This window comes from Bradyrhizobium sp. MI1.7, assembly GCF_055811795.1.
On sequence record NZ_JBVVPO010000001.1, the window covers coordinates 385,469 to 411,730 of the forward strand.

Below are 26,262 nucleotides of genomic sequence, written 5' to 3' on the forward strand. Positions count from 1 at the left end.
TCGTCACATGAGGACCTCTTCCCGGCGATTTGCGCGCACCGCCCTGCTCGCATTTGCAATGACCGGCCTGCTCGGCGCGCCCGCGCGCGCCGATGGCGAAGCAAAACTGCTGGCGCCGAGCGGCAGCTTGCGTGTCGGCATCTATCCGGGCAGCCCGACCTCGATGGTGACGGATGCGGCCGGCCAGCCGCATGGCCTCGCCTACGATCTCGGCGGCGAACTGGCCAAAAGGCTCGGCGTTGGCATCGACTATGTCAGGTTTCAGCGCGTCGCCGACATAGTCACCGCGATCCATGACGGCCAGGTCGATTTCACCGTGACCAACGCCACGCCGGCCCGCGCCAACGAGGTCAGCTTCAGCCAGCCCGTGCTGGCGATCGAGCTCGGCTATCTCGTCCCGGCGAACTCGCCGATCGGCAGGATCGAGGACATCGACAGGCCGGGCGTGAAGATCGGCGTCACCAAGGGCTCGACCTCGGAACGCACATTGCCGGCGAAGTTCAGGAGTGCGACCATCGTTCCCGCGGAAAGCGTCAAGGTCGCCATTGCCATGTTCGGCCGCGGCGAGATCGACCTCTACGCGACCAACAAACCGACGCTGTTCGAGATGTCCGACCAGATGCCGGGCGCGAAAATCCTCGACGGCAATTGGGGCGCCGAGCATATGGCCATCGCGATCCCCAAGGGGCGCGAGGACGCCCTTCCCCTGCTCAACCGCTTCGTCGCGGACGAGCAGTCATCCGGCGTGCTGGACACGATCCAGCAGCAGGCGGGCCTGCGCGGCGCGTCCAAGGCGGCGCGCGAGTAGCTCGCGGACTTGGGTGAGGTGTCCTCCCGCCCTGCCCAATACAGTATTCCCTCGATGCAACCGTCGCCGAACTGCGCTAACTTGCGTCGATCATGACTCGCCGAACCGGCAGCGCCGATCTTCCTCTCCACACCGGGCGGGTTCCGCCATGGCTTGCGAGCCGCATGTCGTCGCTGGGCGCAATCGTCACGCAGGCGATCGTGCATCATTATGGACGCGACGCCTTCCTCCAGCGGCTGTCGCATCCGTTCTGGTTCCAGTCGTTCGGTGCCGTGATGGGGATGGACTGGCACTCCTCCGGCATAACCACCTCCGTGATCGGCGCCCTGAAGCGCGGGCTCGGCCCGCTCCAGGACGAGCTCGGCATCTATGTCTGCGGCGGCCGCGGCCAGCATTCGCGCAAGACGCCTGACGAGCTGTTGCAGCTCGGCGATCGCGTCGGCTTCGACGGTGCGAGCCTCACGCGGGCCAGTCGCCTGGTCGCCAAGGTCGACAGCGCCGCGGTCCAGGACGGTTTTGATCTGTACTTGCATGGCTTCTTCGTCACTGCAGACGCCAAATGGACTGTGGTGCAGCAGGGCATGAACGGCGACAAGCGGCAGGCCCGCCGCTATCACTGGCATTCCGAGGCCTTGAAGAGTTTTGTCGACACGCCGCATAGCGCGATCGACGGACCGCAGCAGGGCGAGATCGTCAATCTCACCGATCACCGCGCCGATGTCTCGCGCGCCGCGCAGCTCGAACTGTTGAGCGGTCTCGGCCCCGATCGCATCCTCGCAGAATTCGAACGCCTCGTTGGGACGGCGCCCGCGCCGGCGCAGGCGATGCTGCCGCATCTGATCATGCCCGCGCATCATGATGTCAGGCCCAAGGACGTGTTCGCACGCCGCCTGCACGGCACGCTGGCCGCCGCGGCCGAACGCGGCCCGGTCGATTTTCCGGAATTGCTGCTGACGCCCGGCGTCGGCGCGCGCACCGTGCGCTCGCTGGCGATGGTCGCCGAGGTCGTGCATGGCGCGCCCTATCGCTTCAACGATCCCGCGCGCTTCTCGCTCGCCCATGGCGGCAAGGACCGGCATCCCTACCCCGTCCCGATCAAGGTCTATGACGAAACCATCCGCGTGCTGAAGGGCGCGATCCAGAACGCCAAGCTCGGACGCGAAGAGGAGATGCAGGCGATCAGGCGCCTCGACGACCAGGCGCGGCGGCTGGAGCGGACTGCCAGCGGTCCGTCGGTCGAGGCCTACATCGCCGGAGAGCGTGAAGCCTCGCCCGATCTCGACGGCCGCTCCGTGTTCGGCTGGGAGCGCGATGTCGTGGCGTCACGGAAATCGACGGGCTGACTGTCCACCGCGACGACCGGCAACTCCGCGATGGCACGCATGCCCGGCCGCTTGCGCCAGTGAATCTGCGCGGGATCGACGGCGAGACCGAGCTTCGGCCATCGCGCAAACAGCGCCTCCAGCGCGCAGGCCGCCTCGATCCGTGCGAGCTGATGGCCGAGACAGAAGTGAATTCCCGTTCCGAATGAGATGTGGCGGTTCGGCTTGCGCGTGAGGTCGGGCCGCTCGGGCTGGTCATGCACCGCCGGATCCATGTTCGCCGCGGCGAGCATGACCATGACGCGATCGCCCTGTTTCAGCGGCACGCCCGCAAGCTCGATATCCCGCCGCACATAGCGCGGCTTGGAAAACTGCACCGGTGACACGAAGCGCAAAAACTCCTCGACGGCGAGCCCGACGCGGCTCCGGTCTTCCTCCAGCCAATCACGCAAGCCCGGATTTCTGAGGAGCTCATAGACCGAGCCGCTGATCAGATGCGTCGTGGTCTCCGATCCTGCCGCGAGCAGCAGGAACACCATCGACACCATTTCGTCCGGCGTGATCTGGCCGCCCTCACGCTCGACCTGAACCAGCTCGGCAATCAGGCCCTCGCCGCCCTGCACCCGTGCGACCTGCAACTGCCGTTCGAGATAGGCGCGCATCTTGCGAAACGCGAGCAGCAGGCGGAAGAAGCTGACGACATTCGTCAGCGACGACATCTTGTTGGCCCAGGCGATGAATCGCGGGCGATCGGCCGCAGGCAGGCCCAGCAATTCGCAAATCACCGACACCGGCAGGATGCGGGCGTAACGCTGGACGAGGTCGGCGGGGCTGCCATCGGCAAACAGGTCGTTCGCCAAGCCGTCGGCGATGGCGCGAATGCGTGGCTCCATCGCCACGATCGCGCGGCGGCGAAAAGCCTCGTCCACGATGCTGCGCAGCCTCGTGTGATCAGGCTCGTCCATCGTCAGCATGTTGTTGGCGATGGTGGTGACCAGTTTTGGCATCCACCAGCGCAGGCCAGCGACTTTGCCGTCCCCCTTGCGCAGCGTGAAGGTGGTGCCGTCCTTCAGGACCTGCGCCGTGGCGTCATGGGTCGTGGTGACCCAGACATCGCCGACCAGAGGAAATCGCGACGCGATCACGGGGCCGGACGCGCGCAGCGCCGCGATCGCCTTGGACGGATCGCGGAAAAAGGCCTCGCTGGTGAAATCGAGGCGCGGTGTCATGGGATCACCGTATTGGTTGGTGGCGCCTCAACCAGATGGTGTGTACGAGGCGACGCGCAAGGGCCGGAACCGCGCGAAAAGAAGAGAGCCTATCCGCGCCCCGGCGAGCGCTGACCGGTCTTGCGCTGCTGATTGGTGTAGGCGTCCCAATGGCTCCAGCTACCGTTGGCGAGGCTTTGCAGATCGGTGCCGAGGGGGCGGCGCGTGCGCTTGTCGTGATCGGCGATCACGCGCTCGGACTGCGCGATCTTGCGCTTGAATTCCGCGATCGCCTTCTGGGTCTGCCCGTCCCGCTTCGAAGACGCGATCTCGCCCATCGTGAAGCGCGCGGTCTCGAGCGCCTTCAACTCGGCGCGGTTCTTCTTCAACTGAACCCGGTGCCAGGCGATGTTGCTGTCGCTGTCCGCAACCATGTGGGAACTCCGCTGATTCGTTCCCACAGTGTATCGCGCGCGGAATCGGCGCCGCAACGCCCGCCAAACGGCGAAAATACGGTCTTATTGCGCGAAAAATCCGCGATCAGCGCTCGGCAAAGGCCTTTTCGACCACGAATTGGGCCGGCTCGCCGTGATTGCCCTCAATGAGGCCGCGCTCGCCCAGGAGCACGCGGGTGTCAGCGACCAGTGCCGGGCTGCCGCAGATCATGACCCGGTCATGGGCGGCTTCCAGCGGCGGCAGGCCGATATCGGCGAACAGCTTGCCGGACGTGATGAGGTCGGTGATGCGGCCGCGGTTGCGGAAGGGATCGCGGGTCACGGTCGGATAGTAGATCAGCTGATCGCGGATGTACTCGCCGATCAGTTCGTCCTTTGGCAGCGTCTCGGTGATCATCTCGCCATAGGCGAGCTCCTTCACGTGCCGGCAGCCGTGCAGCAGCACGACCTTCTCGAACCGCTCATAGGTCTCGGGGTCCTTGATCACGCTCAGGAACGGCGCGAGGCCCGTGCCGGTGCCGATGAGGTAGAGGTTGCGGCCCTCTTCGAGATTGTCGATCACCAGCGTGCCGGTGGCCTTGCGGCTGACGATGATCTCGTCGCCTTCCTTCAGATGCTGGAGGCGCGAGGTCAGCGGACCGTCCGGCACCTTGATCGAGAAGAACTCAAGCGTGTCCTCGTAATTGGCGCTGGCGACGCTGTAGGCCCGCAACAGCGGCTTCTCGCCGACCTTGAGCCCGATCATGGTGAATTCGCCGTTGCGGAAACGGAAGGTCGGGCTGCGGGTGGTCTTGAAAGAGAACAGCGTGTCGGTCCAGTGGTGGACGCTCAAAACGCTTTCCTGATTGAAATTGCTCATCTCACCTTCCCTGTCGCTTCCAATGCGGTTCCGAGGCGGGCAGCTATGCGTCGTTTGTACACGATCATTCGTGTACTAATGAATAATCCTGCTTGCTCCCGGGGTCAAGGCTGCCCAAGATCGCGAGCGTTGCAGTTAGGAACAAGGAGCCCCTTCCATGGCGCATGACGCCCCCCAGGCCACCGGACCCTCGAAGCTCGTGATCCGGAATATCGGCCTGATCCTGTCCGGCGCCCTGGAAAAGCCGATCCTGGACGGCGACACCATCGTCGCCGAGAACGGCAAGATCACTGCGATCGGCCGCTTCAAGGACCTCAACACCGAAGGCGCGACCACCATCGTCGAGGCCAACGGCACCACGGTCGCGCCCGGCCTGATCGACAGCCATGTCCACCCTGTGGCGGGCGACTGGACGCCGCGCCAGAACCAGATCGGCTGGATCGACAGCAATTTGCATGGCGGCGTCACCACGATGATCTCCGCCGGCGAGGTGCACATGCCCGGCCGCCCGCGCGACGTCGTCGGGCTGAAGGCGATGGCGATCTTCGCCCAGCGCGCATTCTGGAATCTGCGCCCGGGCGGCGTGAAGGTTCACGCCGGCGCACCGGTGATCGAATGCGAGATGGTCGAGGAGGATTTCAAGGAGTTGGCCGCGGCCGGCGTCAAGCTGCTCGGCGAGGTCGGCCTCGGCGGCGTCAAGGACGGCCCGACGGCACGCAAGATGGTCGGCTGGGCCCGCAAATACGGCATCCAGAGCACGATCCACACCGGCGGCCCTTCGATCCCCGGCTCCGGCCTGATCGACAAGGACGTGGTGCTGGAGGCCGACACCGACGTGGTCGGCCACATCAATGGCGGCCACACCGCGCTGCCCGACGACCAGATCCGCTGCATCTGCGAGGGCTGCAAGCGCGGCCTCGAGATCGTTCACAACGGCAATGAGCGCTCGGCCCTTTTCACGCTGCGCATCGCACGCGAGATGGGCGACCTGCACCGCGTCATCCTCGGCACCGACGCTCCGGCCGGCTCCGGCGTGCAGCCGCTCGGCATTCTGCGCATGGTCTCGATGCTATCCTCGCTCGGTGACCTCCCGGCCGAGATCGCGTTCTGCCTTGCCACCGGCAACACCGCGCGAATGCGTCAGCTCGATTGCGGCCTGATCGAGGTCGGCCGCTCGGCCGATTTCGTCATCATGGACAAGGCGCAGCACTCGCCCGGCAAGACCATCCTGGAGAGCGTGCAGCTCGGCGACCTCCCCGGCATCGGCATGACCATCATCGACGGCATCGTGCGCACCCAGCGCAGCCGCAACACCCCGCCGGCCGGCCGGGTGCCGGAAGTGGTGGCGAAGTGACGCAGCCGGAGCAGCTCGCCGCTTCGCGTCGCGCCTCCAAGGCATTGAACAAGTCTGCTGCCTGCTGCGTCTAACGCAGGCAGCCCTCGGCGGCGGCAGTTCATTGCTGGACCATCGAGGGAGACATGAAAAGTTCGCTGCGGATTGCCGCCGGCATCGCCGGTGCGGCGGCAGGCTTCATCGCCATGATCGGGCTGCTCGAGCTGACCGGCTTCGGCAATCGTGCAGACCCGATCACGACGGGGCTGGTCGCCCTGTTCGCCATCGCCCCCATCGGCGCAGTGATCGGCCTGGTGCTCGCCACCAAGCTGGCGACACGCAAGGACGACAATAGCGGCGGCCTCGCACGCAACAGCCTGAAGTCACTCGGCGTCGTCGTCCTGCTCTGCCTCGCCGCCGGTGTCACTTACGCCGTCTACGCATATACGACCGCCACGCCCTGGCTCAATCCGAACGCCAGCAATCCACTGCTCGTGTTCGAGGTTCGCTTTCCGGCCGGAGCAACGGTGCCGACGTCACCGCAAGGCATTGCAATCGAATTGCAGACCGACCTCAACACCATGCCGGGCGAGCTAAGTCCGGCCGGCTTCCGTCGTGATGGCGACCACCCCGTCATCGCAGGCGAAGTCGAGCTTGCCTTTAGGACCTCGCACCGGCAGCTCACCGTCAACATCCAGGGCCAGCCGAGCCGGATCTATCCGATCGATCTGACGGCCCGGGCGCCGCATACGCCGGAGTTCGGCACGTGGCGACGGCTCGCCGACGGCAGCGAAATCCGCTACCGCGCCAAATGGCCGGGGAAGACGTAAGGAATCAGCGCTTCTTTGCGATCTCACAGCGCACGTAGGTCTGGCGCTTGGCCTGGCCGACCGGGCCATTCTCGATCACCAGCCGGCCATCCGCCGCAACGGAGACTCGGGGATTGGCGCGAAACTTTTCGCCCTCGCCTTCGCAGGCAAGCCGCATCTTCCAGCTTTGCTTGCCGTCTGCGGTGATCTCGCCGGCGCGGCAGCGCGTCTCGTACCAATACAGGCGGTTGCCGCCTTCGATGCTCATCCGGCTGGCGCTGTCCTGATCACGGCAATCCTTCTTGGTTGACGCCCAGAAGCCCTCGTAGGGCTGTGCGGCAAAGGCGGCAGTGCAGCTGCTCGCCAACGCGGAAGTAAGACTCAGAACCATCGCAAATCGCGTGACTGCTCGCATGACGACAACCTCGATAAACCCTTCATCGACGTTAGTCGCCAGTTCCCGCCCCTTGTTCAACTGCCGTAGGGTGGGCAAAAGGCGCGAAGCGCCGTGCCCACCATCTTTGCGACTTGAGGAAGAACGGTGGGCACGCTTCGCTTTGCCCACCCTACGAGACCGTCCTCACCGCAGCTTGTTCAACAGCGCCATCAGCATCTCGCGCTCCCTGGCGTCGAGCGGCGCAAGCGTTTCCCGGGTGATCGCGAGCGCACTCGGCGCGACCTTCTCCGCAAGCTGCTGACCGGCGCGCGTCAGGCTGACCAGAAGCCGCCGTCCGTCCTCGGGATCCTGGCTGGTCTCGGTCAGGCCTCGTGCGGTCAGGCGGTCGATCACGCCCTTGATGGTCGCGACATCCATCGCCGTCAGCCGCCCGAGCTGGTTCTGCGAGCATGGCCCAGTCTCGGCCAGCTTCGACAATGCCGCCCATTGCGTCGGCGTGAGATTGGTGCCGATGTCGCGCGAGAAGATCGAACTGTGGCGCTGCCAGACCTGACGCAGGATGAAGCCGACCTGCTCGTCGAGCACGTAAGACGATTTTGCCGGTTTGACGCTTTTCTTCGCCGCAACGCTTCTTGCCATCCGCTCCCCGCCCCTCACAACGACAGATGCGCGTCGCGGACATCCGGACGCGCGTCGAGCTCGGCCATGGTGCCGCCGAAGCAGATGCGGCCACGCTCGATGATATAGGCGCGGTCGGAGATCAGCCGCGCAAAGTGCAAATTCTGCTCGGACACCACGATGCTGACGCCTTCCTTCTTCATGGTCAGGATGGCATCGACCATCTGCTCCACGATCTTCGGCGACAGCCCTTCCGAGGGCTCGTCCAGCAGCACCAGCGAGGGATTGCCCATCAGCGTGCGCGCGATGGTGAGCATCTGCTGCTCGCCGCCGCTCATGCGGCCGCCCGGACGATTTTTCATCTCACCCAGGTTCGGAAACAGCGCGAACAGTTTTTCGCGGGTCCAGTGCGGGGCGTTCGGGCGCTTCGGCTGGCGGCCGACTTCGAGATTTTCTTCCACCGTCAGATCGGTGAAGATGCGCCGCTCCTCCGGCACATAGCCGAGCCCGTCGCGCACGATTTCATGCGTCGGGCGCGCCGAGACATCCTTGCCCTCGAACATGATACGGCCGGTTCGCTGCGCGACCAGACCTACGATCGAGCGGAAGGTCGTCGACTTGCCGGCGCCGTTGCGGCCGAGCAACGCCACCACCTCGCCCTCGCCGACCTCGAAACCGATGTCGAACAGGATATGCGCCGGGCCGTAATGGCTGTTGAGGTCTTGCACCGTGAGCTTCATGCGGAGGCTCCATGCCCGGCATCGTAAAGCAGGCCCTCGCCGAGATAGACGGCCTGCACCTGCGGATTGCCGCGCACCTCGGCCGGCGAGCCTTCGGCGATCAGCGTGCCGCGGTTGAGTACGATAATGCGGTCGGCATGCTCGAACACCACGTCCATGTCGTGCTCGGTGAAGAGCACGCCGATCGATTTTTCCCGCGCGATCTGCGCCGTTAGCCGCATCAGGTCGACGCGCTCGCGCGGCGCCATGCCGGCGGTTGGCTCGTCCATCAGCAGCAGCTTGGGCTCGTTGGCAAGCGCCACCGCAAGCTCGAGCCGCTTGAGGTCGCCATAGGCAAGCTCGCCGCAGGGACGATCGGCGTAGCCGCCCATGCCGACGAGCTCGAGCAGCCGCCCGGCCTCGCCGCGGTCGAAGTTCGGCGCCGAGCCGAAGAGATTGAACAGCTGCTTGCCATGCGAGATCAGCGCGACCTGCACGTTCTCGCGCACGGTCATCGTCGCGAAGGTTGCGGTGATCTGGAAAGTGCGCCCGACGCCGAGCCGCCAGATCTCGCGCGGCTTCTTGCCGGTGGTCTCCTCGCCCAGCAGGCGGACATGGCCGGTATCAGGCTTGTTCTGGCCGTTGAGCATGTCGAAACAGGTGCTCTTGCCCGCGCCGTTCGGGCCGATCAACGCCAGAATTTCGCCTGATCGCAGCGAGAACGAGACGCCACGCACGGCGTGGATGCCGCCATAGGATTTGGACAGGCCTTCAACCGCGAGAAGTGGGGGTGCGACGCTCATTCGACGGACTCGATCGGCTTGGCAAGCAAGGGAGATCCCGGCGGCGATGTCTTCCTGCGCCGCTGCGCCAGCATCTCCAGCGTGCCGACGATGCCCTTGGGGAAGACGACGACGATCAGCACGATGAAGCCGCCGAGCACGAGCTTTGACAGGTCGGTCTGGCTGACCAGCCAGATGTTGAGCGCCTTGTAGACGATGGCGCCGATCACCGCACCCGACACCGTCTCGACGCCGCCGAGCAGCACCATGACGAGCGCGTCGACCGACAGCGAGATCCCGAGATTGTCGGGGAAGACGCTGCCCTTGAGGTAGGCGAACAGCGCGCCGCCGATGCCGGCGGTCGTGCCTGCGATCACGAACGCCGTCCACTGGATGCGCTTGGCATTGATGCCGACCGCCTCGCTGCGCAGAGGCGAGTCGCGCGTGGCCCTGAGTGCGTAGCCGAACGGCGAGAATACCATGGCCCGAAGCGCGACCGTCACGAGTGCCGCAACGCCGAGCGCCAACCAATAGAAATGCCCCGGGCTCGCCGCCCAGCTTGACGGCCAGACGCCGAGTATGCCGTTGTCGCCGCCCGTTACACTCACCCACTGGAACGCGATCGACCAGACGATCTGCGCAAACGCAAGCGTCAGCATCGCGAAATAGACGCCGGAAAGCTGCACCGCGAAGAAACCGAACACGGCAGCGCCCATGCAGCCCAGCAGCGGCCCGAGCAGCAGGCACACGACCATCGGCAGCCCGGCCATCTTGGCGAGGAAGGCGACGCCGTAGGCGCCGAGACCGAAATAAGCGGCATGCCCGAAGGACGCGAGCCCACCGACCGACATCAGGAAATGCAGGCTGACGGCGAAGATCACGAAGATCGCAATCTCCGAACCGACTGTGAGAACATAATTGCCGGCGAACAGCGGCAACGTCGCCGCGATGACGAGCGCGGCAAGCGCCGCGAGCCGCTCGTTCGACGTCAGCGGCCGCCAGGGATTAACAGTGAGGCCTGGTGTCTTGCGCGCGGGCGCCTCGGGCTTGCCGAACAGACCCCAGGGCCGGACGATCAGCACCACCGCCATCACCAGGAAGACCAGGATGATGGAGATCTTCGGGAAGATCAGGATGCCGAAGGCGTTGAGCTCGGAGACCAGCACCGCCGCAACGAAGGCGCCGACGATGCTGCCGAGGCCACCGATCACGACGACGACGAAGACCTCGACGATGATCCGCAAATCCATGGCGTGATGCACGGCATCGCGCGGGATCTGGAGCGCGCCGCCGAGTGCGGCGAGGAAGACGCCGACCGCAAACACGGATGTGAACAGCCATTTCTGGTTGACGCCAAGCGCTGCGACCATGTCGCGGTCCTGCGTCGCCGCGCGCACCAGCACGCCCCAGCGCGTGCGCTGGAACAGCAGCCAGAGAATGCCGAGTACGACCGGGCTGAGCACGATCAGGAACAAATCGTAGCTCGGGATGTTCTGGCCGAAGAAATCGATGGCGCCCTTGAAGCCCGGCGCGCGGCGGCCGACGAGATCGTCGGGGCCCCAGATCAGCACGACGAGATCCTCGACCATCAAGGTCAGGCCGAAGGTCGCAAGCAGCTGGAACAGCTCGGGCGCGTGATAGATGCGGCGCAGCAGCACCATCTCGACGATGACGCCGATCAAGGCCACGGCAAACGCGGCGACGACGATCCCACCCCAGAAGCCGAACGCACCCGAAAGCCGCTCCGTCAGCGTGAAGGCGATGTAGGCGCCGATCATGTAGAAGGCGCCATGCGCGAAATTCACGATCCGCGTCACGCCGAAGATGATCGACAGGCCCGAGGCCACCAGGAACAGCGACGCTGCGCTGGCGAGACCGGTCAGAAACTGTACGACATAAAAGGCCATCGGCGGTCCGGGTTAAGAATAAGTCTCAGTATGGGGCTTCATCCTTCGAGACGGCGCTACGCGCCTCCTCAGGATGAGGTCCGGGACCCTCATGGTGAGGAGCGCGGCAACGCCGCGCGTCTCGAACCACGAGGCCCCGGTTCCTCTTCACATCAGTCCTTCGGACGCAGCTTATCGACTTCGGCGTCGCTCGGCAGATAGTCCGAGCCCTTCTTGTAAGAAGAATCCACCATCACGCCCTTGCCGTCCTTCAGCGCGGTCTTGCCGACATAGGCACCGAGCGTCGACTGGTGGTCGATCTTGCGGAAGGTGATCTCGCCGAACGGCGACGGCATCGACAGCCCCTCCGCCGCGGCGATCAGTTTCTCCGGATCGGTCGAGCCGGCCTTCGCAAGGATCGCAGCGGCCGCCTTGATGGTCTGGTAACCGACGATCGAGCCCAGGCGCGGATAGTCGTTGTACTTGGCCTGGTAGGCCTTCAGGAACGCGTCATGCTCGGGCGTCTTGATCGAGTACCAGGGATAGCCGGTCACGATCCAACCCTCCGGCGTCTCGTCCTTGAGCGGATCGAGATATTCGGGCTCGCCAGTCAGGAACGATACGACCTCGCGCCCCTTGAACAGGCCGCGGGTGTTGCCTTCACGCACGAGCTTCACGAGGTCGGCGCCGAAGGTGACGTTGAGGATCGCTTCGGGATTGGCCGCGGCAACCGCCTGCACCACCGGACCCGCGTCGATCTTGCCCTGGGGCGGCCACTGCTCGTCGACCCACTGGATGTCGGGGCGCTTCTCCGACATCAGCTTCTTGAACACCGCGACCGCGGACTGGCCGTATTCATAGTTCGGCGCGATGGTCGCCCAGCGCTTGGCCGGCAGCTTGCTGGCTGCTTCCACCAGCATCGCCGCCTGCATGTAGTTGGAGGGGCGCAGACGGAAGGTGTACTTGTTGCCCTTGGACCAGGTGATGGCATCCGTCAGCGGCTCGGCCGCGAGGAAGAACACCTTCTTCTGGTTGGCGAAGTCGCTGACGGCGAGGCCGATGTTCGACAGGAACGTACCCGTCAGCATCGCAACACCCTCGCTGGAGACGAGCTCGTTGGCAGCGGTCTGCGCATCGGCCGGCTTGCCGCCGTCGTCCTTGGAGACGACGACGAGCTTCTTGCCGTTGATGCCGCCGGCCGCGTTGACCTGTTCGACTGCGAGCTGCCAGCCCTTGCGATAGGGCTCGGTGAACGCCGGCAACAGCGAGTAGCTGTTGATCTCGCCGATCTTGATCTCCTGCGCCACGGCCGAATGAGCCATGCCGCCCGCCAGCAGCGCGAAGGCCGCGCCCACAAAAGTGTTTCTCGCTCGCATCCCAACCTCCAGTTTTGAACTCTCTACGTCTTCAGCGTGATCTTGTCGGAGAAGCTATGCCCGCCTCCCCGGTTCAAACTCTATTTCAAACCGTCTTCACCCTTCACTTCCGCAACCGTCAGCCCGCCGACGCGCGGCAAGGGACGGCCGCTATCGGTGACGGCGACCGCGACCATGATCTCGTTGGCGCGCGGCGCGTCGTTGATCTGCACCTCCATGCCGTCGAAATGGCTGCGCACGAAGGCTGCGTCCTTGTGCCCGAGCGGAATGTCCAGCGTCGTGCCCGGGCCGCTGCGCTTCTTCGACGATGGGATCAGCGCCGCGCCCTTGCTCAGGACCTTGCGCACCGGAGCGCCCATCTTCGGATGCAGGATAGCCGCCGCATGCTCCAGCTCGCCGTTCTCGCCGACAGCCGCGGCCTTGCCGTAGCTTTGCGCCTTCGCGCCATCGATGCCCAGCGCCGCCACCGCGCGCTTCGCCAGGAGCTCGCCGAGCTCCTCGCCGATCGCGATCAGGGGCGAGAGATCCTCGACATATTTGCCGGCAAAGGGATTTTCGATCACGGCGATCGCCGCTGCGCGCCGCGTCGGCGGCGAGACCTGGCGGCCCATTTCCATCTGCGTCTCTTCGACGACGGTGACGATCTTGCGGATGATCGCGCTCATGTTTCGCTTCCCTGTTCAGGCATAGACCGCGTTCTCCAGCATGCGCGGGCGCGTTCGTTGCTCTTCCATATCCCTGGTTCCGATGACAAGCATATCACCACAAAGCTGCAACACGGCACCCTCGATCAATCCACGATCGAACAATTGCCGTGCACATTCCGCGCCAGATTCCAGCGCGGCCGCGATCTCGCTCTGCGACAATTCACCGACATCGCGGGTGACGAGACGCGCGCCGAGGTCGCTGTCGGGCTGAAGCTCGTTCGCAGACTTTCTGATGATGGCGGGATGCCCGGGCAGATCGACGGCATTGGCGATGACCGTCGCGGCCGCATCGGCCTGCGATGCGGTGGCAGCCAGCACCGTGACCGCGTCGGCAATGCCGAGCGAAAAGCTGCGGCCGTGACGCCCGCTGGTCGCGATGCCGCGCACGGGATCACCTGAGTAGACCCTCATCTTGCGCAGCACGCCGGCACGATCAGGCCGATCCATCAGGCCGACCGAAAAATGCTCGCCCTCGCCGAGATGCAGCGCGATATCGCCGCCATTGTTGACATAGGCCTGATCGAGCGTCGCAGCGCCCAGCATGGCGCCAAGAATCTCCTCTGCAACGCTGCCGGCAACCGCGGCCATCGGCGTAATGAAGCAATCGGCGGCATAGGGTGCGACAGCAGCGTGCATCCGACGCGCCACCACGCCTTTTAGCGAAGTTTGCTTTTCAGCGGCCGTCCGCAGTTCCGGCAATTCCGCGCAGAGTTCGTCGAGCAGTCCGGTGAAATGCTGCGCCGCTGCCTCATAGGCCGCACGCACTGCGTCAGCGCGCCCCCTCGCCTCCACGATCAGATCAATCGGTCCATCCTGCAAATGCAGCCGCCGGCCACCAGACAGCAATGCGATTTGCGGGAGCCTGGTCATGCCCAGCGCCCTGGAATCGGATTCTGCCAGGGCAATTGGCGGACGTCGTCACCGCTCTGCACCTCGGACAGCGGCTTCACATAATCCATGTGCCCGCCGAGCGCGGCATAGTCGGACAGCTTCATCGTGAACTCGATCGGCGCGACCAGCGCCGGGGTCGGCACATAGCCGAACGCGCCTGAAGGCATCTGTGTCACGTCGACCATGTAGGTGATGCCGCCGCCCGGCCAGACATAAACAGGCGCGCCGCCGCTGGTGACGCGCGTCAGCGCGTCCTTCACCGAACGCGTCAGCCGCACCGGATTGTCGGTGACGCCGGCGCGCAAGGAGCCGCCGGCCCCCGCCATGAACAACACCGTGCACAGCGCCGGCTCGCAATTCTCCTGGATGCGCTCGACCGAGAACTTCAGGTCATCAGGCATCTCGGTTTCGACCGGCTTCAGGGCCTCGTCGAGCACATAGTAAGACGAGTGCTCGCCGGTCGTGGAGACCATCAGCATGGAGAGACCAGGCTTGGCTTCCTTGGCGTCGAACGGCCCGAGAATCGCCAGCGGATCGGAAATGTTGGTGCCGCCCCACCCCGTGCCGGGATCGGCGACCTGGAAATAGCGGCCCGGCGTCGAGCGGCGGCCCTTCATCTTGATGCCGGTGTCGGCGATGTCGAGCAGCTTGCCGGCCTGGTGCTCCGAGAGCACGCCGGTGATGTGGTCGTCGACGACGACGACCTCGTCGACCTTGCCGTGCCATTGCTTGGCGAACATGCCAATCGTCGCCGAGCCGCAGCCGACGCGCATGCGCTCTTCCTTCATGCCGTTGACGATCGGCGCCTGGCCGGCCTGCACCACCACGCTTGCGCCGCCGTCGATGGTGAGCTCGACCGCCTTGCAATTGGCGAGATCCATCAGCGTATCGCAGGTGACGCGGCCCTCTTTCTTGGAGCCGCCGGTGAGATGATGCACGCCGCCGAGCGACAGCATCTGCGAACCGTATTCGCTGGTGGTGACGTGGCCGACCGCCTCGCCCTGCGCGCGAACGGTCGCGGTTTCCGGGCCGAGATAGCGGTCGGTGTCGATCTTCACCTTGATGCCGCAATAGGAGAAGATGCCCTCGGTGACGACAGTCACCATGTCGACGCCATCGATCTCGGACGAGACGATGAAGGGCGCCGGCTTGTAGTCGGGATAGGTCGTGCCCGCACCGATCGCGGTGACAAAGGTAGAGGGCTCGTGGACGATCTTGCCGTCCCAGTCTTCGGTGCGGCTGAACGGAACGAGCTTCCCGCCATGCGAGACGGTGCGTTCCAGGATCACGTGCGGGTCGACGCGGACGAGCTTGCCGTCGTGGTTGGCATAGCGGTCGCAGGCGCCCGCCGCGCCCGGCTTGATGTAGCACATCACCGGACAGGCATCGCAACGGATCTTGTCGATGGCGGCGCTCGTCGTTTCAGTCACCATGTCCAAAGCCAGTCGACTGCGGTTATCATTCGTATACGAACGATGTTGCGCGCCCTCCCGAAGGCTGTCAAGCGGCGGTGCGGCGCAAAAGATGCGGCTGCCGCATAAAACCCCATTTGCCTATCCGCTCTGTCCACAAAGAAGGCAGTCGCGCTGCAGTGCGGCATGCGCGGCTTGCACGTTTGTGTACAAACGGTATCGTCGCGACGTAGGTTTTGATGAGCACTTGGCCACGGGCTTGGGAACGAGGATGACGCAGACACCGATCCGCCTCACCGTGAACGGCAGGATCCACGAGATCACGGCAGCGCCGCAGACACCGCTGCTCTATGTGCTGCGCAACGACCTCGCGCTCAACGGTCCGAAATATGGCTGCGGCTTGGGCGAATGCGGCACCTGCACTGTCCTGATCGACGGCGCCGCCGCGCGCTCCTGCGTGATTCCCGTGAGCGGCTGTGCAGGCCGCGACATCCTGACGCTCGAAGGGCTCGGCACGCACGACAAGCCGGATGTGGTGCAGCAGGCCTTCATCGACGAGCAAGCCGCGCAATGCGGCTATTGCCTTAACGGCATGATCATGACCACCAAGGCGTTGCTCGCGATCAACCCGCAGCCGACCGAACAGGAGGCGCTGGCGGCGCTGCGCTACAATCTCTGCCGCTGCGGCACCCATGTCGAGATCCTGCGCGCGGTGATGCGCGCATCCGGCCAGATCACTGAGGCCGTTGATTGATGGCCTCCCCTCTTTCGAACGGAGCTGAGCGGCAATCCGGTTCGCTCGTCGTCGTCCGCACCGTGGACGAAGTCACGTCCGAAACCTTCGTCCGCATCACCGCGGATGGATCGGTCTCGGCCTATAACGGCCATGTCGATCTCGGCACCGGGATCCGCACCGCACTCGGCCAGATCGTCGCCGAAGAGCTGGATGTGTCCTTTGCGCGCGTCGTCGTGGTGCTCGGCGATACCGCCGTGGTTCCAAACCAGGGCGCGACGATCGCGAGCGAGACCATCCAGATCACCGCCGTCCCCCTGCGCAAGGCCGCCGCGCAAGCGCGGCACTTTCTGATCGCGCGCGCAGCCGAGCGGCTGGAGCTGCCGGCCAGCGACCTCAAGATCGAAGACGGCCTCGTGCGCGGGCACAACCGCAGCGTCAGCTATGGCGAACTGATCGGCGGCGAGACCATTCGCCTCGAGCTTGCCGACGACGTCGCACTCAAGTCCGTTGGCGACTACGCCATCGTGGGCCAGTCGACGCCCCGCGTCGACCTGCCCGCCAAGGCGACGGGCGAGTTGACCTTCGTGCACGACATTAGGGTGCCCGGTATGCTGCACGGCCGGGTGGTGCGTCCGCCCTATGCCGGCGTCGATGCCGGGCCGTTCGTCGGCACCAGCCTGATCGCGGTGGATGAGGCCTCGGTACGCGACATTCCCGGCATCATTGCCGTCGTGCGCATCGGCGATTTCGTCGGCGTGGTCGCCGAGCGCGAGGAGAACGCGATCCGCGCGGCGGAGCAGCTCGCGGTGAGCTGGAAGCCGACACCTCATCTAACCGATCTCGCCGACGTCGAGACCGCGCTGCGCGCCCATCCATCGACGCCGCGCACGCTGATCGACAAGGGCGATGTCGATGCTGCGATATCGGGCGCGGCCAAGCCGATGCAGCGCACTTATGTGTGGCCGTACCAGATGCACGCCTCGATCGGGCCGTCCTGCGCAGTCGCCGATGTCCAGGACGGCGACATCCGCGTCTGGTCCGGCACGCAGAACCCGCATGTCCTGCGCAGCGATCTGGCGCTCCTGATCGAGCGTCCCGAGAGCGAGATCGAGGTGATCCGCCTGGAGGCCGCCGGCTGCTACGGCCGCAACTGCGCCGATGACGTCACCGCGGACGCGCTGCTGCTGTCGCGCGCCGTCGGCCGGCCCGTGCGCGTGCAGCTGACGCGCGAGCAGGAGCACGCCTGGGAGCCCAAGGGCACGGCGCAGCTCATCGACGTCAATGGCGGGCTCGACGCGGACGGCGGCGTCGCCGGCTACGACCTCGCCACGCGCTACCCTTCCAACGCTGCGCCGACATTGGCGCTGCTGTTGACGGGGCGAATCTCGCCGGTGGCCGATGTGCTCCACATGGGCGACCGCACCGCGATTCCGCCTTACGACTACGACCACATGCGCGTCGTCGCCCACGACATGGCGCCGATCGTGCGCGCGTCCTGGTTTCGCGGTGTCTCGGCGCTGCCGAACACGTTCGCGCATGAATCCTATATCGACGAGGCCGCGACCGAGGCCGGCGTCGATCCGATCGAATACCGCCTGCGTTACCTGAAGGACCAGCGCGCCGTCGATCTCGTCAATGCGGTGGCCGAGCGCGCGGGCTGGACGCCCCGGCCTGTCCGCGAAGAGAAAAACGGCGACATCGTGCACGGGCGCGGCTTTGCCTATGCGCTCTATGTCCACAGCAAGTTTCCCGGCTATGGTGCGGCGTGGTCGGCCTGGGTTGCCGACGTTGCGGTGAACAAGTCCACCGGCGATGTCAGCGTCACGCGCGTCGTCGCCGGGCAGGACTCCGGCCTGATGATCAATCCGGACGGCGTGCGCCACCAGATCCACGGCAACGTCATCCAGTCCACCAGCCGCGCGCTGATGGAGGAGGTTTCGTTCGAGCGCGGCGCGGTGGCGGCGCGCGAATGGGGCGCTTATCCGATCATCCCGTTCCCCGACGTGCCCAAGATCGACGTGCTGATGTTGCCGCGTCAGGACCAGCCGCCGCTCGGCGTCGGCGAGTCCGCCTCGGTGCCGAGCGCAGCCGCGATCGCCAACGCGATCTTCGATGCCACCGGCGTGCGCTTCCGCGAGCCGCCGTTCACGCCCGAGCGTATCCTGAGGGGGTTGCACGCTGAAACATCGCCCGTGCCGCAAGCCCTGCCCGCGCCCGCTGCGCCGCCGCCGTCACGCATCTGGCAGAATCCGTTCGCCAAGCGCGCCGGCATCTTCGCGACGATCGCGGCCGTCTGCACCGCCGCGATCGGCGTCGGCGCGGCCCTCTTGCCCGGACGCGCCATCGCGCCGATCGCGCGGCCTGATGCCTCGGTCTATTCCGCGGCGACGATCGCGCGCGGAGAGCAACTCGCAGCACTCGGCAATTGCGCGGAGTGCCACACCAGCCTCAATGGCGTGCTCAACGCCGGCGGCCGCGCACTTCAGACGCCGTTCGGCACGATCTACTCAACCAACATCACGCCTGACGTCGAGACCGGCATCGGCGCCTGGTCCTATCCCGCCTTCGAGCGCGCGATGCGCGACGGGCTGCACCGCGACGGACGGCAGCTCTACCCCGCCTTCCCCTACACCCATTTCGCCAAGACCAGCGACGCCGACATGCAGGCGCTCTACGCCTACCTGATGACCCAGCCTTCGGTTCGCGCCACAGCGCCGGCGAATGCGCTCGCCTTCCCGTTCAACCTCCGCCCGCTGCTTGCGGGCTGGAATGCCCTGTTCCACAGGACGAGCGAATTCAAGCCCGATCCCGCCAAATCCGAGCAGTGGAACCGCGGCGCCTATCTCGTCGAGAGCCTCGGCCATTGCACCGGGTGTCATTCGCCGCGCAACGCGCTCGGCGCGGAGCAGCGCAATGCGTATCTCGCGGGTGGATTTGCCGAGGGCTGGGAAGCGCCGGCCCTGACCTCGCTCTCGCATGCGCCGATTCCATGGAGTGAAGACGAACTCTTCGCCTATTTGCGCACCGGCCAGTCGCGTTATCACGGCGTGGCGGCCGGTCCGATGGCGCCGATCGTCAGGGATCTCACGGCGCTACCCGACCAGGACATCCGCGCGATGGCGATCTACCTCAACTCGTTCAACGACCCCGCAACCGATACGCAGACGCAGGATGCGCTCGCCGCGAAGCTCGAAGGCGCAACGCAAGTCGCGACCGCCGCTTCCACCGGAGCGCGGCTCTATCAGGGCGCCTGCGCCGTCTGCCACGAGGTCGGCGGCCTGCCGCTGTTCGGCAGCCGGCCCTCGCTCGCGCTCAACAGCAATCTGCACAGCAGAATGCCGGACAATCTTGTCCAGGTGATCCTGCACGGCGTCACCGAGCCCGTCTCCAGCGACCTCGGCTACATGCCCGCCTTCAAGAACAGCATGAGCGACGCACAAGTCGAAGAGCTCGTCACCTTCCTGCGCCGGCAGTTCGCGCCGGACAAGCCGGCCTGGACCGGCGTCCGCGAGACGATCGCGCGCGTGCGCACCTCAACGCATTGATGGAGCACGACCTAATCGGAAAGCCGCTTCACACTTTGCGCTAACGCGGCCCTTCGGGTCCGGGTCATGCTCTAGCCGTGCTTCTTCGCCTCCACCGGCGGTGTGCCGTGGGTGTGGAACGACTCGATCGTCTTCAATCCCCACGCCTGGCCCTTCTTGCGCTCCTCCTCGGTCCACACGATCGGCTTCCAGTCGGGGGCGAGGATGAGGCGCGCGCCGGCATTGGCGACCTCGACGCGGTTGCCGCCGGGCTCGTAGACATAAAGGAAGAAGGTCTGCTGGATCGCGTGCTTGTGCGGGCCGGTCTCGATGTGCACGCCGTTCTCCAGGAAGATATCGGCGGCGCGCAAAATCTCCTCGCGGCTGTCGAGCGCGTAGGTGACATGGTGGAAGCGGCCGGGTGTGCCGGAGTGGTCGAGCGAGTAGGCGAAGTCGTAGCTCTTGTTCGACATCGTCAGCCACATCGCCGCTTCCCGCCCGTCGTTGAGCACGATCTGCTCGGTGAGGCGGCAGCCGAGATAGTTTTCGAAGAACTCGCGGTTGGCCTTGATGTCGACGGCGAGGCAGTTGAGGTGATCGAGGCGGCGGACATTGACGCCGCGCGCGGGAAAGCGTTGCGCCTGGTTCTTCAGCGCGGGTCTAAGCTCCGGCGGCGCCTGGTACCATTCGGTCTCGTAATAGAGCTCGACGATATGGCCGTCAGGGTCGCGGCAGCGGAAGGTCGGCCCCTGCCCCATGTCGCCGTCGATCCAGCCGATGTCGAAGCCGGAGCCTTTCAGCGCGGCGACGCGGCGCTCCAGCGCCTGCTGGCTGCGCGCGCGCAGCGCCATATGCTCCATGCCTGATGTCTTCGACGCCGTCAGCTTGAGCGAATAGCGCTCATAATCGTCCCAGCCGCGCAGGTAAACCGACTCGCCCTTCTGCCCGCTGACGGTCATGCCCATGACGTCGACGAAGAATTTCAGGCTCTCGTCGGGCTTCGGCGTCAGCAGCTCCATGTGGCCGAGATGAGCAAGATCAAGGATCGGTTCGGGCTGCATGCTTTCCTCCAGGCGTGACTGCGATCCGCCGGACCGGATCGCGCAACCGGACGCAAGGCTGCAAACGCGCTCGAGCGTACGGGGGCGGCATCCAGGCCGCAGGTTCATTTGTACTAATGTACAAATGATTAGGTCCCGTCAACAAATCAAAACATGGCCGTCCGGATCGAGTGACGCGCCAGCCGGGATGACCTCCATCCCCGAACGGCGGACCGACTGGCCGAATGGTAAAATCTTCCTTAAGCGCTGTCGGGCCTATCGGCCTAGAAAAGCGGCATCCCCCTACCGATTCCGCCCGCAAGTATGCATTAGGAGCAAATCTCTCAACCGAATTGTCGCAGATTTAACAAAGCCCCCGCGCCTGCCGTTTAACCGTTTGTCCAGCCGCGGCACGCATAGTCAGGGTTAAACCCCTTGCTCATGCCAGGTTCATTCATCGTGACATCCTTTGGACGCGTGATTTCGGTACGCGGGTCGCTCGCCCGGGTCGGGCTGCTGGCGGCAAGCCAGATGCCGGTCTCAGAAATTCGGGCCACCGTCGGCCGTTTCGTCAGCATCCGCTGCGCCAGCTCGGTGATCGTCGCCATGATCACCGAGGTGTCCTGCGAGAACCTCTCGAGCTCCGACTACATCGCCATCGCGTCGGTCGACCTGCTCGGCGAAATCCACAATGCCGCCGACAAGGCCAAGTTCCAGCGCGGCGTCACCAACTATCCGACCATCGGCGATTCCGTCGACCTGATCACGAGCCAGGAGCTGCGCACGATCTACGCGCCGACCGGATCGGACCAGATCAATGTCGGCTTCCTCCAGCAGGACCGCTCCGTCGTCGCCTATGTCGACGTCGAGGAAATGCTCTCCAAGCATTTCGCGGTGCTGGGATCGACCGGCGTCGGCAAATCCACCGGCGTGTCGCTGCTGCTCAACGAGATCCTGAAATCACGCCCGAACCTGCGCATCTTCCTGCTCGACGTGCACAACGAATATGGCCGCTGCTTCGGCGATCGCGCGCTGGTGCTCAACCCGCGGAACCTGAAGCTGCCGTTCTGGCTGTTCAACTTCGAGGAAATCGTCGACGTGCTGTTCGGCGGCCGCGCCGGCGTGCCCGAGGAGCTCGACGTCCTCGCCGAGGTGATCCCGATCGCCAAGGGCATCTACACCCAGTATCAGAACACCGATCGGCTCGGCCTGAAGCGCATCGATCCCAAGCAGGTCGGCTTCACCGTCGACACGCCGGTGCCATACCGCCTGGTCGATCTGATCTCGCTGATCGACGAGCGCATGGGCAAGCTGGAAAACCGCTCCTCTCGCATCATCTATCACAAGCTGATCTCGCGCATCGAGGCCGTCCGCAACGACCCGCGCTACGCCTTCATGTTCGACAACGCCAATGTCGGCGGCGACACCATGGCCGAGGTGATCAGCCATCTGTTCCGCCTGCCCGCCAACGGCAAGCCGATGACGGTGATGCAGCTCGCCGGCTTCCCGGCCGAGGTCATCGATTCCGTCGTCTCGGTGCTGTGCCGCATGGCCTTCGACTTCGGCCTGTGGAGCGACGGCGTGTCGCCGATGCTGTTCGTCTGCGAAGAGGCGCACCGATATGCCTCCGCCGACCGCAATGTCGGCTTCGGCCCGACCCGCAAGGCGGTGTCGCGCATCGCCAAGGAAGGCCGCAAATACGGCGTCTATCTTGGCCTCATCACCCAACGTCCAGCCGAGCTCGACGCCACCATCATCTCCCAGTGCAACACGCTGTTCACGATGCGTCTGGCCAACGAGCGCGACCAGGCGCTGCTGCGCGCCGCGGTGTCGGATGCCGCCGCGAACCTGCTGTCCTTCGTGCCATCACTCGGCACCCGCGAAGTCCTGGCGTTCGGCGAAGGCGTCGCGCTGCCGACCCGCCTGCGCTTCAAGGAGGTGCCGCCGCACCAATTGCCGCGCGGCGAAGCCACCATCTCAAGCGTGCCGTCGGTCACCTCCGGTCACGACATGCATTTCGTCGGCGCCGTGCTCGAGCGCTGGCGCGGCGCCACCTCGCAACGCGACGTGCCGAACGACCCGGTGTTCTCGCAGCCGCCCGCAAAGACGCTCGCGACCGCCGAAGCGCCGATGCTGCAGCCCTCGATGGGGCTGGACCCGGATCGCTTCTCGCTGCTGAAGAAGCCACTGCGGTAAGGAACGGACACCGCTTCGGCAAATTCCGCTGTCATGCCCCGGCTTGACCGGAGCATCCAGTACGCCGCGGCCCCTCGATTCAATCACGATCGCCTCTGGAATTTCCCGAACAGCGGACAGTCGTGAAAGACGGGGAATGCCCCCGGATATCGCGGCTCAAGGCCGCGTCTCGCGGATAGCCCAAGGCTTGTCCTTCGTGCTACCTTTGCCTTTTAGAGCCGGTTTGAGCACGCGGGGCGCGAAGATGTCCGTGGGCGGTGCCAATATTGCGGATCGTAACATCATAACGGTGCTCGCCGTCGACATGGTGGGTTCAACTCGCCACATCGCGGCTTGCGATCCCGATGAAGCTCAAGCGTTTTTGGACCAGTGGCTGGATCACATCCGCAACTCCGTGGAGCGTCTCGGGGGACAGATTGTCCACTATGCGGGAGACGGTGGCATTGCCATATTCGGCTGGCCAACCGCATATGAGGATCATGCGGATCGTGCGTGCATCGCAGCCTGGGACATTCAGAGTCATAGCCAGTCGTCCGGCCCCAGGGGAGATCCGGTCAATTTTCGCGTCGGACTTCACTCCGGCCTGGTCGGCTTACGCATAGGCGGCAAAAATGCCATCGCCCGCTTCGACGTTGCCGGAGCGACCGTGCACGTTGCTGCCAAGCTGCAGCAGGAAGCAGCGGCAGGCGAGATCAGGGTTAGCGCCGAAACCGCAAAGCTGTGCCGATCGCCACTCGGCCTTACGGCGCACAAGACGACTTCGGGAATCGCCGATCGGGTCATCGAGGCCTACACGCTAAATGCCCGGCCGGACGATGTCGATCACAACGAAATCGCCAGCCGCTATCAAAATCCGATCGTGAATCGGGTCGACGAACTTGCGGCGCTTCGGGAGCTCCTCCCGCGCCCGGGCGCCAAAAGCTGCTCCGTCACGCTGCTGGGCGAACCAGGTATCGGTAAGAGCCGCCTTGCGACAGCCGTAATGACCGAGGCACTGACATCCGACGTGCGATGCTGCGTCTTTTATGGCGGCGTACAGAAACGTGCCACCGCATTCGCCGCCGCCCGCACCTTGGTGGGCGACATGCTCGCTGCAAACAGCTCATCTTCGGATGCACATATTCGTGAGGCTCTCGCGGAACTGCACATCGAGGCAGCCGATCGCAGAAAGCTCGAAGCCCTATTCATCGCCGGAAAAGCGTCCTCTCGCCAACGATTGACCGACAATACGCAAACGCAAATTGCACGTGCACTTGTCAATGCCTTCCTCGCATTGGCGCTTGATAGACCAACTCTCTTGCTGATCGAAGACCTCCAGTGGATCGATCCGGAAAGCCGCCATTTCCTGAAATTGCTCGCGCGCGCAAGTACCCCAAAGCCGCTTTGCATATTGCTGACCGGACGTCCGGAATCATCAGACCAGTCCATGGAGATTGCGGACTCGCTCATTCATCTACAACCGCTGTCGCGGGCCTGCATGGAGGCTTTGGGACGCCAATTGTGGCCGAAAACTCGATCCCCGACCGTGTTTGCGAGAGCAATCGATCGCGCCGACGGCGTCCCCTTCGTATTGGAAGAGTTCTTGCGTTCGGCGGACGCGACGAACGCAACGAGCGAACATTCGCTGCCTCAGAGCGTCGAGTCCGTGATTCATGCGCGCCTGCAACGGCTTTCTCCGAAGTTGAAGGCATTCGTGCAGACGCTCAGCCTGCTGGGAGAGGAGGTCGAAATCCAATTGGCTACGACGGTGCTCGGCGTGGACGTAGGCGAGCTGCTGACTGCGTTGTTCGAGCTTGCCCGATTTGCTTTTGTCCATCCGCTTGCGGGTAACTCCGTGCGTTTCCGGCATCAGATCATCGCCGAGGCCTGTGCAAACACGATACCGCGTGGCCGGCGTCTGGAAATCCACCAGGCCGCTGTCCAGGCGATCATTCGGCGTTACCCGAATCTGGATGGTCGTTACGAACAGTTGGCCTTTCATGCAGAGGAAGCCGGAGATGCTGATGCTGCACTTGGCTACCTCTGGGACGCCGCCGTCGAAGCGCGCCGGAACGCCGCAGCCTCATCGCTCAGTTTGATATACGACCGGGCGCTCAAGCTCATCGAGCGTCTTGGGGAAGCCGCCGAAGAAAAATATGTCGACTTCGGTCGAATGAGCTTCGCTTCGATGCTGCAACTCGGCGAATTCAAAAAAGTAAATATGCATTTGCCACGGACGTTGGAGCTGGCGCGGCGCCAAGGCAGGATTGCTCACGTGTGCAGCGTCCAGTCGCAACTCGGGATGGTCTACTGGTTTGAGGGCCGGTATGAAGAAGGGCTGCAAATAACGAGCGAGGGACTGAGGACGGCTCGAGCGCTGAAATCGACTGCACTCATATTTTCAAATCAGACCATCATGGCAAATGTGTTGCACAGCATGGGCCACGTCCATCGCGCGATTGCGGCGATGGACGAACTGAATGAAATGCTCACAGGAGAACTCGAGACTGCCCGTCTCGGGACACCGGCCGGTCCAAAATGCACGGTTTTGGCATTCAGGAGCTGGTTCATGAATGCAACAGGTCAATATGCGGAGGCGCTCGGATTCGCATTGCGTGCATTGGAGATCGCAGTTCGCGAACAGGATTCATATGGGCAAGTGCTCGCCCGCATTACGATGGGACGAAATCTCCTCATGCTCCATCGAAATGACCAGGCTGTGGAATGCTTGTCGATTGCAAGGGAGATCGTCGAACGTAACGGCTACGATGCCAGCAAGGCCAACCTGACCGGAGCAATGGCGACCGCTCTGGCACGAACAGGCCAGGCACATCAGGCCGTCGACCTGATAGACGCCCGTATGGAGAGCGGCACGCATCTGCGGACAGGCCAGATCGAGCTCTGCCTTCTCTATGCGGGTTACGCTGAGGCTCTCGTTCGGGACGGGAAATCCGAACGTGGCCTGAGCGCCTTGGATGACGCTCTTTCCATCGCCAGGACCATCAGGAACCCATGGCTGATTGTCGAATGTCTTGGTTTGAGGGTGCGACTGCTCGCCGAGGCGAAGCCTGGCACCGCCCGCGTCGCTGAGGATCTCGCCGAGATGCACGCGATTTGCGATCAGTTTGGCATTGTTGCCTGGGACGGATCCCGGCTCGCGGTTTAGCAAGGCCGCTCGTGTCGAGACACACCAGTTCACCGGGCC

At 64.5% G+C, this 26,262-nt stretch carries 22 protein-coding genes; 8 read left to right on the forward strand and 14 right to left on the reverse strand.

Annotation, left to right across the window (positions count from 1 at the left end):
- Positions 1-7: 7 nt before the first annotated feature.
- Both AC0L3X_RS01875 and AC0L3X_RS01880 read left to right on the forward strand, forming a co-directional pair.
- Complete coding sequence (locus AC0L3X_RS01875; protein WP_063983942.1) at positions 8-808, forward strand: ABC transporter substrate-binding protein; 801 nt, start codon at positions 8-10, stop codon at positions 806-808.
- 92 nt (positions 809-900) lie between these two features.
- Entirely contained in the window at positions 901-2,151 is a 1,251-nt protein-coding gene (locus AC0L3X_RS01880) for a DUF763 domain-containing protein (protein ID WP_063983943.1), read from the forward strand.
- Here the strand turns inward: AC0L3X_RS01880 and AC0L3X_RS01885 are convergent.
- The 3 genes from AC0L3X_RS01885 to AC0L3X_RS01895 all read right to left on the reverse strand — a co-directional run bounded on the left by AC0L3X_RS01885 (position 2,052) and on the right by AC0L3X_RS01895 (position 4,652).
- Positions 2,052-3,359 (reverse strand): cytochrome P450 family protein, encoded by a 1,308-nt coding sequence (locus tag AC0L3X_RS01885; protein ID WP_063983944.1) that lies wholly within the window; start codon positions 3,357-3,359, stop codon positions 2,052-2,054. The two genes, AC0L3X_RS01880 and AC0L3X_RS01885, sit on opposite strands and share 100 nt — an antisense overlap.
- An 89-nt stretch (positions 3,360-3,448) precedes the next feature.
- Positions 3,449-3,772, reverse strand: a complete 324-nt coding sequence (locus tag AC0L3X_RS01890; protein WP_063983945.1) for a hypothetical protein — start codon at positions 3,770-3,772, stop codon at positions 3,449-3,451.
- A gap of 106 nt (positions 3,773-3,878) precedes the next feature.
- Positions 3,879-4,652, reverse strand: coding sequence for a ferredoxin--NADP reductase (locus tag AC0L3X_RS01895; protein WP_063983946.1), 774 nt, complete (start codon positions 4,650-4,652; stop codon positions 3,879-3,881).
- A 157-nt stretch (positions 4,653-4,809) separates the two neighbouring features.
- Here AC0L3X_RS01895 and AC0L3X_RS01900 point away from each other — a divergent pair, with 157 nt between their 5' ends.
- Complete coding sequence (locus AC0L3X_RS01900) at positions 4,810-6,006, forward strand: amidohydrolase family protein (protein WP_038932039.1); 1,197 nt, start codon at positions 4,810-4,812, stop codon at positions 6,004-6,006.
- A 125-nt stretch (positions 6,007-6,131) separates the two neighbouring features.
- Positions 6,132-6,815 (forward strand): hypothetical protein, encoded by a 684-nt coding sequence (locus AC0L3X_RS01905; protein ID WP_063983947.1) that lies wholly within the window; start codon positions 6,132-6,134, stop codon positions 6,813-6,815.
- Positions 6,816-6,819: 4 nt separating this feature from the next.
- On the opposite strand, the gene AC0L3X_RS01910 is transcribed toward AC0L3X_RS01905, so the two are convergent.
- From AC0L3X_RS01910 to AC0L3X_RS01950, 9 genes are all read right to left on the reverse strand, one after another.
- Entirely contained in the window at positions 6,820-7,209 is a 390-nt protein-coding gene (locus AC0L3X_RS01910; RefSeq protein ID WP_063983948.1) for a hypothetical protein, read from the reverse strand.
- Positions 7,210-7,374: 165 nt separating this feature from the next.
- Positions 7,375-7,830, reverse strand: coding sequence for a MarR family winged helix-turn-helix transcriptional regulator (locus AC0L3X_RS01915; protein ID WP_063983949.1), 456 nt, complete (start codon positions 7,828-7,830; stop codon positions 7,375-7,377).
- Positions 7,831-7,844: 14 nt separating this feature from the next.
- A complete protein-coding gene (locus tag AC0L3X_RS01920; RefSeq protein ID WP_063983950.1) occupies positions 7,845-8,549 on the reverse strand; it encodes an ABC transporter ATP-binding protein in 705 nt (234 codons plus the stop codon).
- Positions 8,546-9,331, reverse strand: coding sequence for an ABC transporter ATP-binding protein (locus AC0L3X_RS01925; protein WP_063983951.1), 786 nt, complete (start codon positions 9,329-9,331; stop codon positions 8,546-8,548). Before AC0L3X_RS01925 ends, AC0L3X_RS01920 begins: the two co-directional genes overlap by 4 nt.
- The gene (locus AC0L3X_RS01930; RefSeq protein ID WP_231144589.1) at positions 9,328-11,217 is read right to left on the reverse strand and encodes an ABC transporter permease; all 1,890 of its coding nucleotides are present in this window, start codon (positions 11,215-11,217) and stop codon (positions 9,328-9,330) included. The genes AC0L3X_RS01925 and AC0L3X_RS01930 overlap by 4 nt, the downstream gene beginning before the upstream one ends.
- A 152-nt stretch (positions 11,218-11,369) precedes the next feature.
- A complete protein-coding gene (locus tag AC0L3X_RS01935) occupies positions 11,370-12,572 on the reverse strand; it encodes an ABC transporter substrate-binding protein (RefSeq protein WP_063983953.1) in 1,203 nt (400 codons plus the stop codon).
- Between the two features lie 80 nt (positions 12,573-12,652).
- Positions 12,653-13,237 (reverse strand): amino acid synthesis family protein, encoded by a 585-nt coding sequence (locus tag AC0L3X_RS01940; protein WP_063983954.1) that lies wholly within the window; start codon positions 13,235-13,237, stop codon positions 12,653-12,655.
- A gap of 15 nt (positions 13,238-13,252) precedes the next feature.
- Positions 13,253-14,149 carry a UPF0280 family protein gene (locus AC0L3X_RS01945; RefSeq protein WP_063983955.1) on the reverse strand — a complete coding sequence of 299 codons (897 nt, stop codon included), beginning with the start codon at positions 14,147-14,149 and terminating at the stop codon, positions 13,253-13,255.
- Positions 14,146-15,603 carry a 6-hydroxynicotinate reductase gene (locus AC0L3X_RS01950; RefSeq protein ID WP_187387735.1) on the reverse strand — a complete coding sequence of 486 codons (1,458 nt, stop codon included), beginning with the start codon at positions 15,601-15,603 and terminating at the stop codon, positions 14,146-14,148. Before AC0L3X_RS01950 ends, AC0L3X_RS01945 begins: the two co-directional genes overlap by 4 nt.
- Before the next feature lie 250 nt (positions 15,604-15,853).
- Between AC0L3X_RS01950 and AC0L3X_RS01955 the strand changes: the two genes are divergently transcribed.
- Positions 15,854-16,336 carry a (2Fe-2S)-binding protein gene (locus AC0L3X_RS01955; RefSeq protein ID WP_063983956.1) on the forward strand — a complete coding sequence of 161 codons (483 nt, stop codon included), beginning with the start codon at positions 15,854-15,856 and terminating at the stop codon, positions 16,334-16,336.
- A complete protein-coding gene (locus AC0L3X_RS01960) occupies positions 16,336-19,863 on the forward strand; it encodes a molybdopterin cofactor-binding domain-containing protein (RefSeq protein WP_063983957.1) in 3,528 nt (1,175 codons plus the stop codon). Before AC0L3X_RS01955 ends, AC0L3X_RS01960 begins: the two co-directional genes overlap by 1 nt.
- A gap of 71 nt (positions 19,864-19,934) precedes the next feature.
- Here AC0L3X_RS01960 and AC0L3X_RS01965 read toward each other — a convergent pair whose 3' ends face one another.
- Together AC0L3X_RS01965 and AC0L3X_RS01970 are read right to left on the reverse strand one after the other, a co-directional pair.
- The gene (locus AC0L3X_RS01965; protein ID WP_038955078.1) at positions 19,935-20,903 is read right to left on the reverse strand and encodes a catechol 2,3-dioxygenase; all 969 of its coding nucleotides are present in this window, start codon (positions 20,901-20,903) and stop codon (positions 19,935-19,937) included.
- Between the two features lie 368 nt (positions 20,904-21,271).
- Positions 21,272-21,490 carry a hypothetical protein gene (locus AC0L3X_RS01970; protein ID WP_231144588.1) on the reverse strand — a complete coding sequence of 73 codons (219 nt, stop codon included), beginning with the start codon at positions 21,488-21,490 and terminating at the stop codon, positions 21,272-21,274.
- Between AC0L3X_RS01970 and AC0L3X_RS01975 the strand changes: the two genes are divergently transcribed.
- Both AC0L3X_RS01975 and AC0L3X_RS01980 read left to right on the forward strand, forming a co-directional pair.
- The gene (locus tag AC0L3X_RS01975; RefSeq protein WP_224580704.1) at positions 21,489-23,078 is read left to right on the forward strand and encodes an ATP-binding protein; all 1,590 of its coding nucleotides are present in this window, start codon (positions 21,489-21,491) and stop codon (positions 23,076-23,078) included. The two genes, AC0L3X_RS01970 and AC0L3X_RS01975, sit on opposite strands and share 2 nt — an antisense overlap.
- A 136-nt stretch (positions 23,079-23,214) precedes the next feature.
- The gene (locus AC0L3X_RS01980; protein ID WP_063983959.1) at positions 23,215-26,223 is read left to right on the forward strand and encodes an ATP-binding protein; all 3,009 of its coding nucleotides are present in this window, start codon (positions 23,215-23,217) and stop codon (positions 26,221-26,223) included.
- Positions 26,224-26,262: the final 39 nt, after the last annotated feature.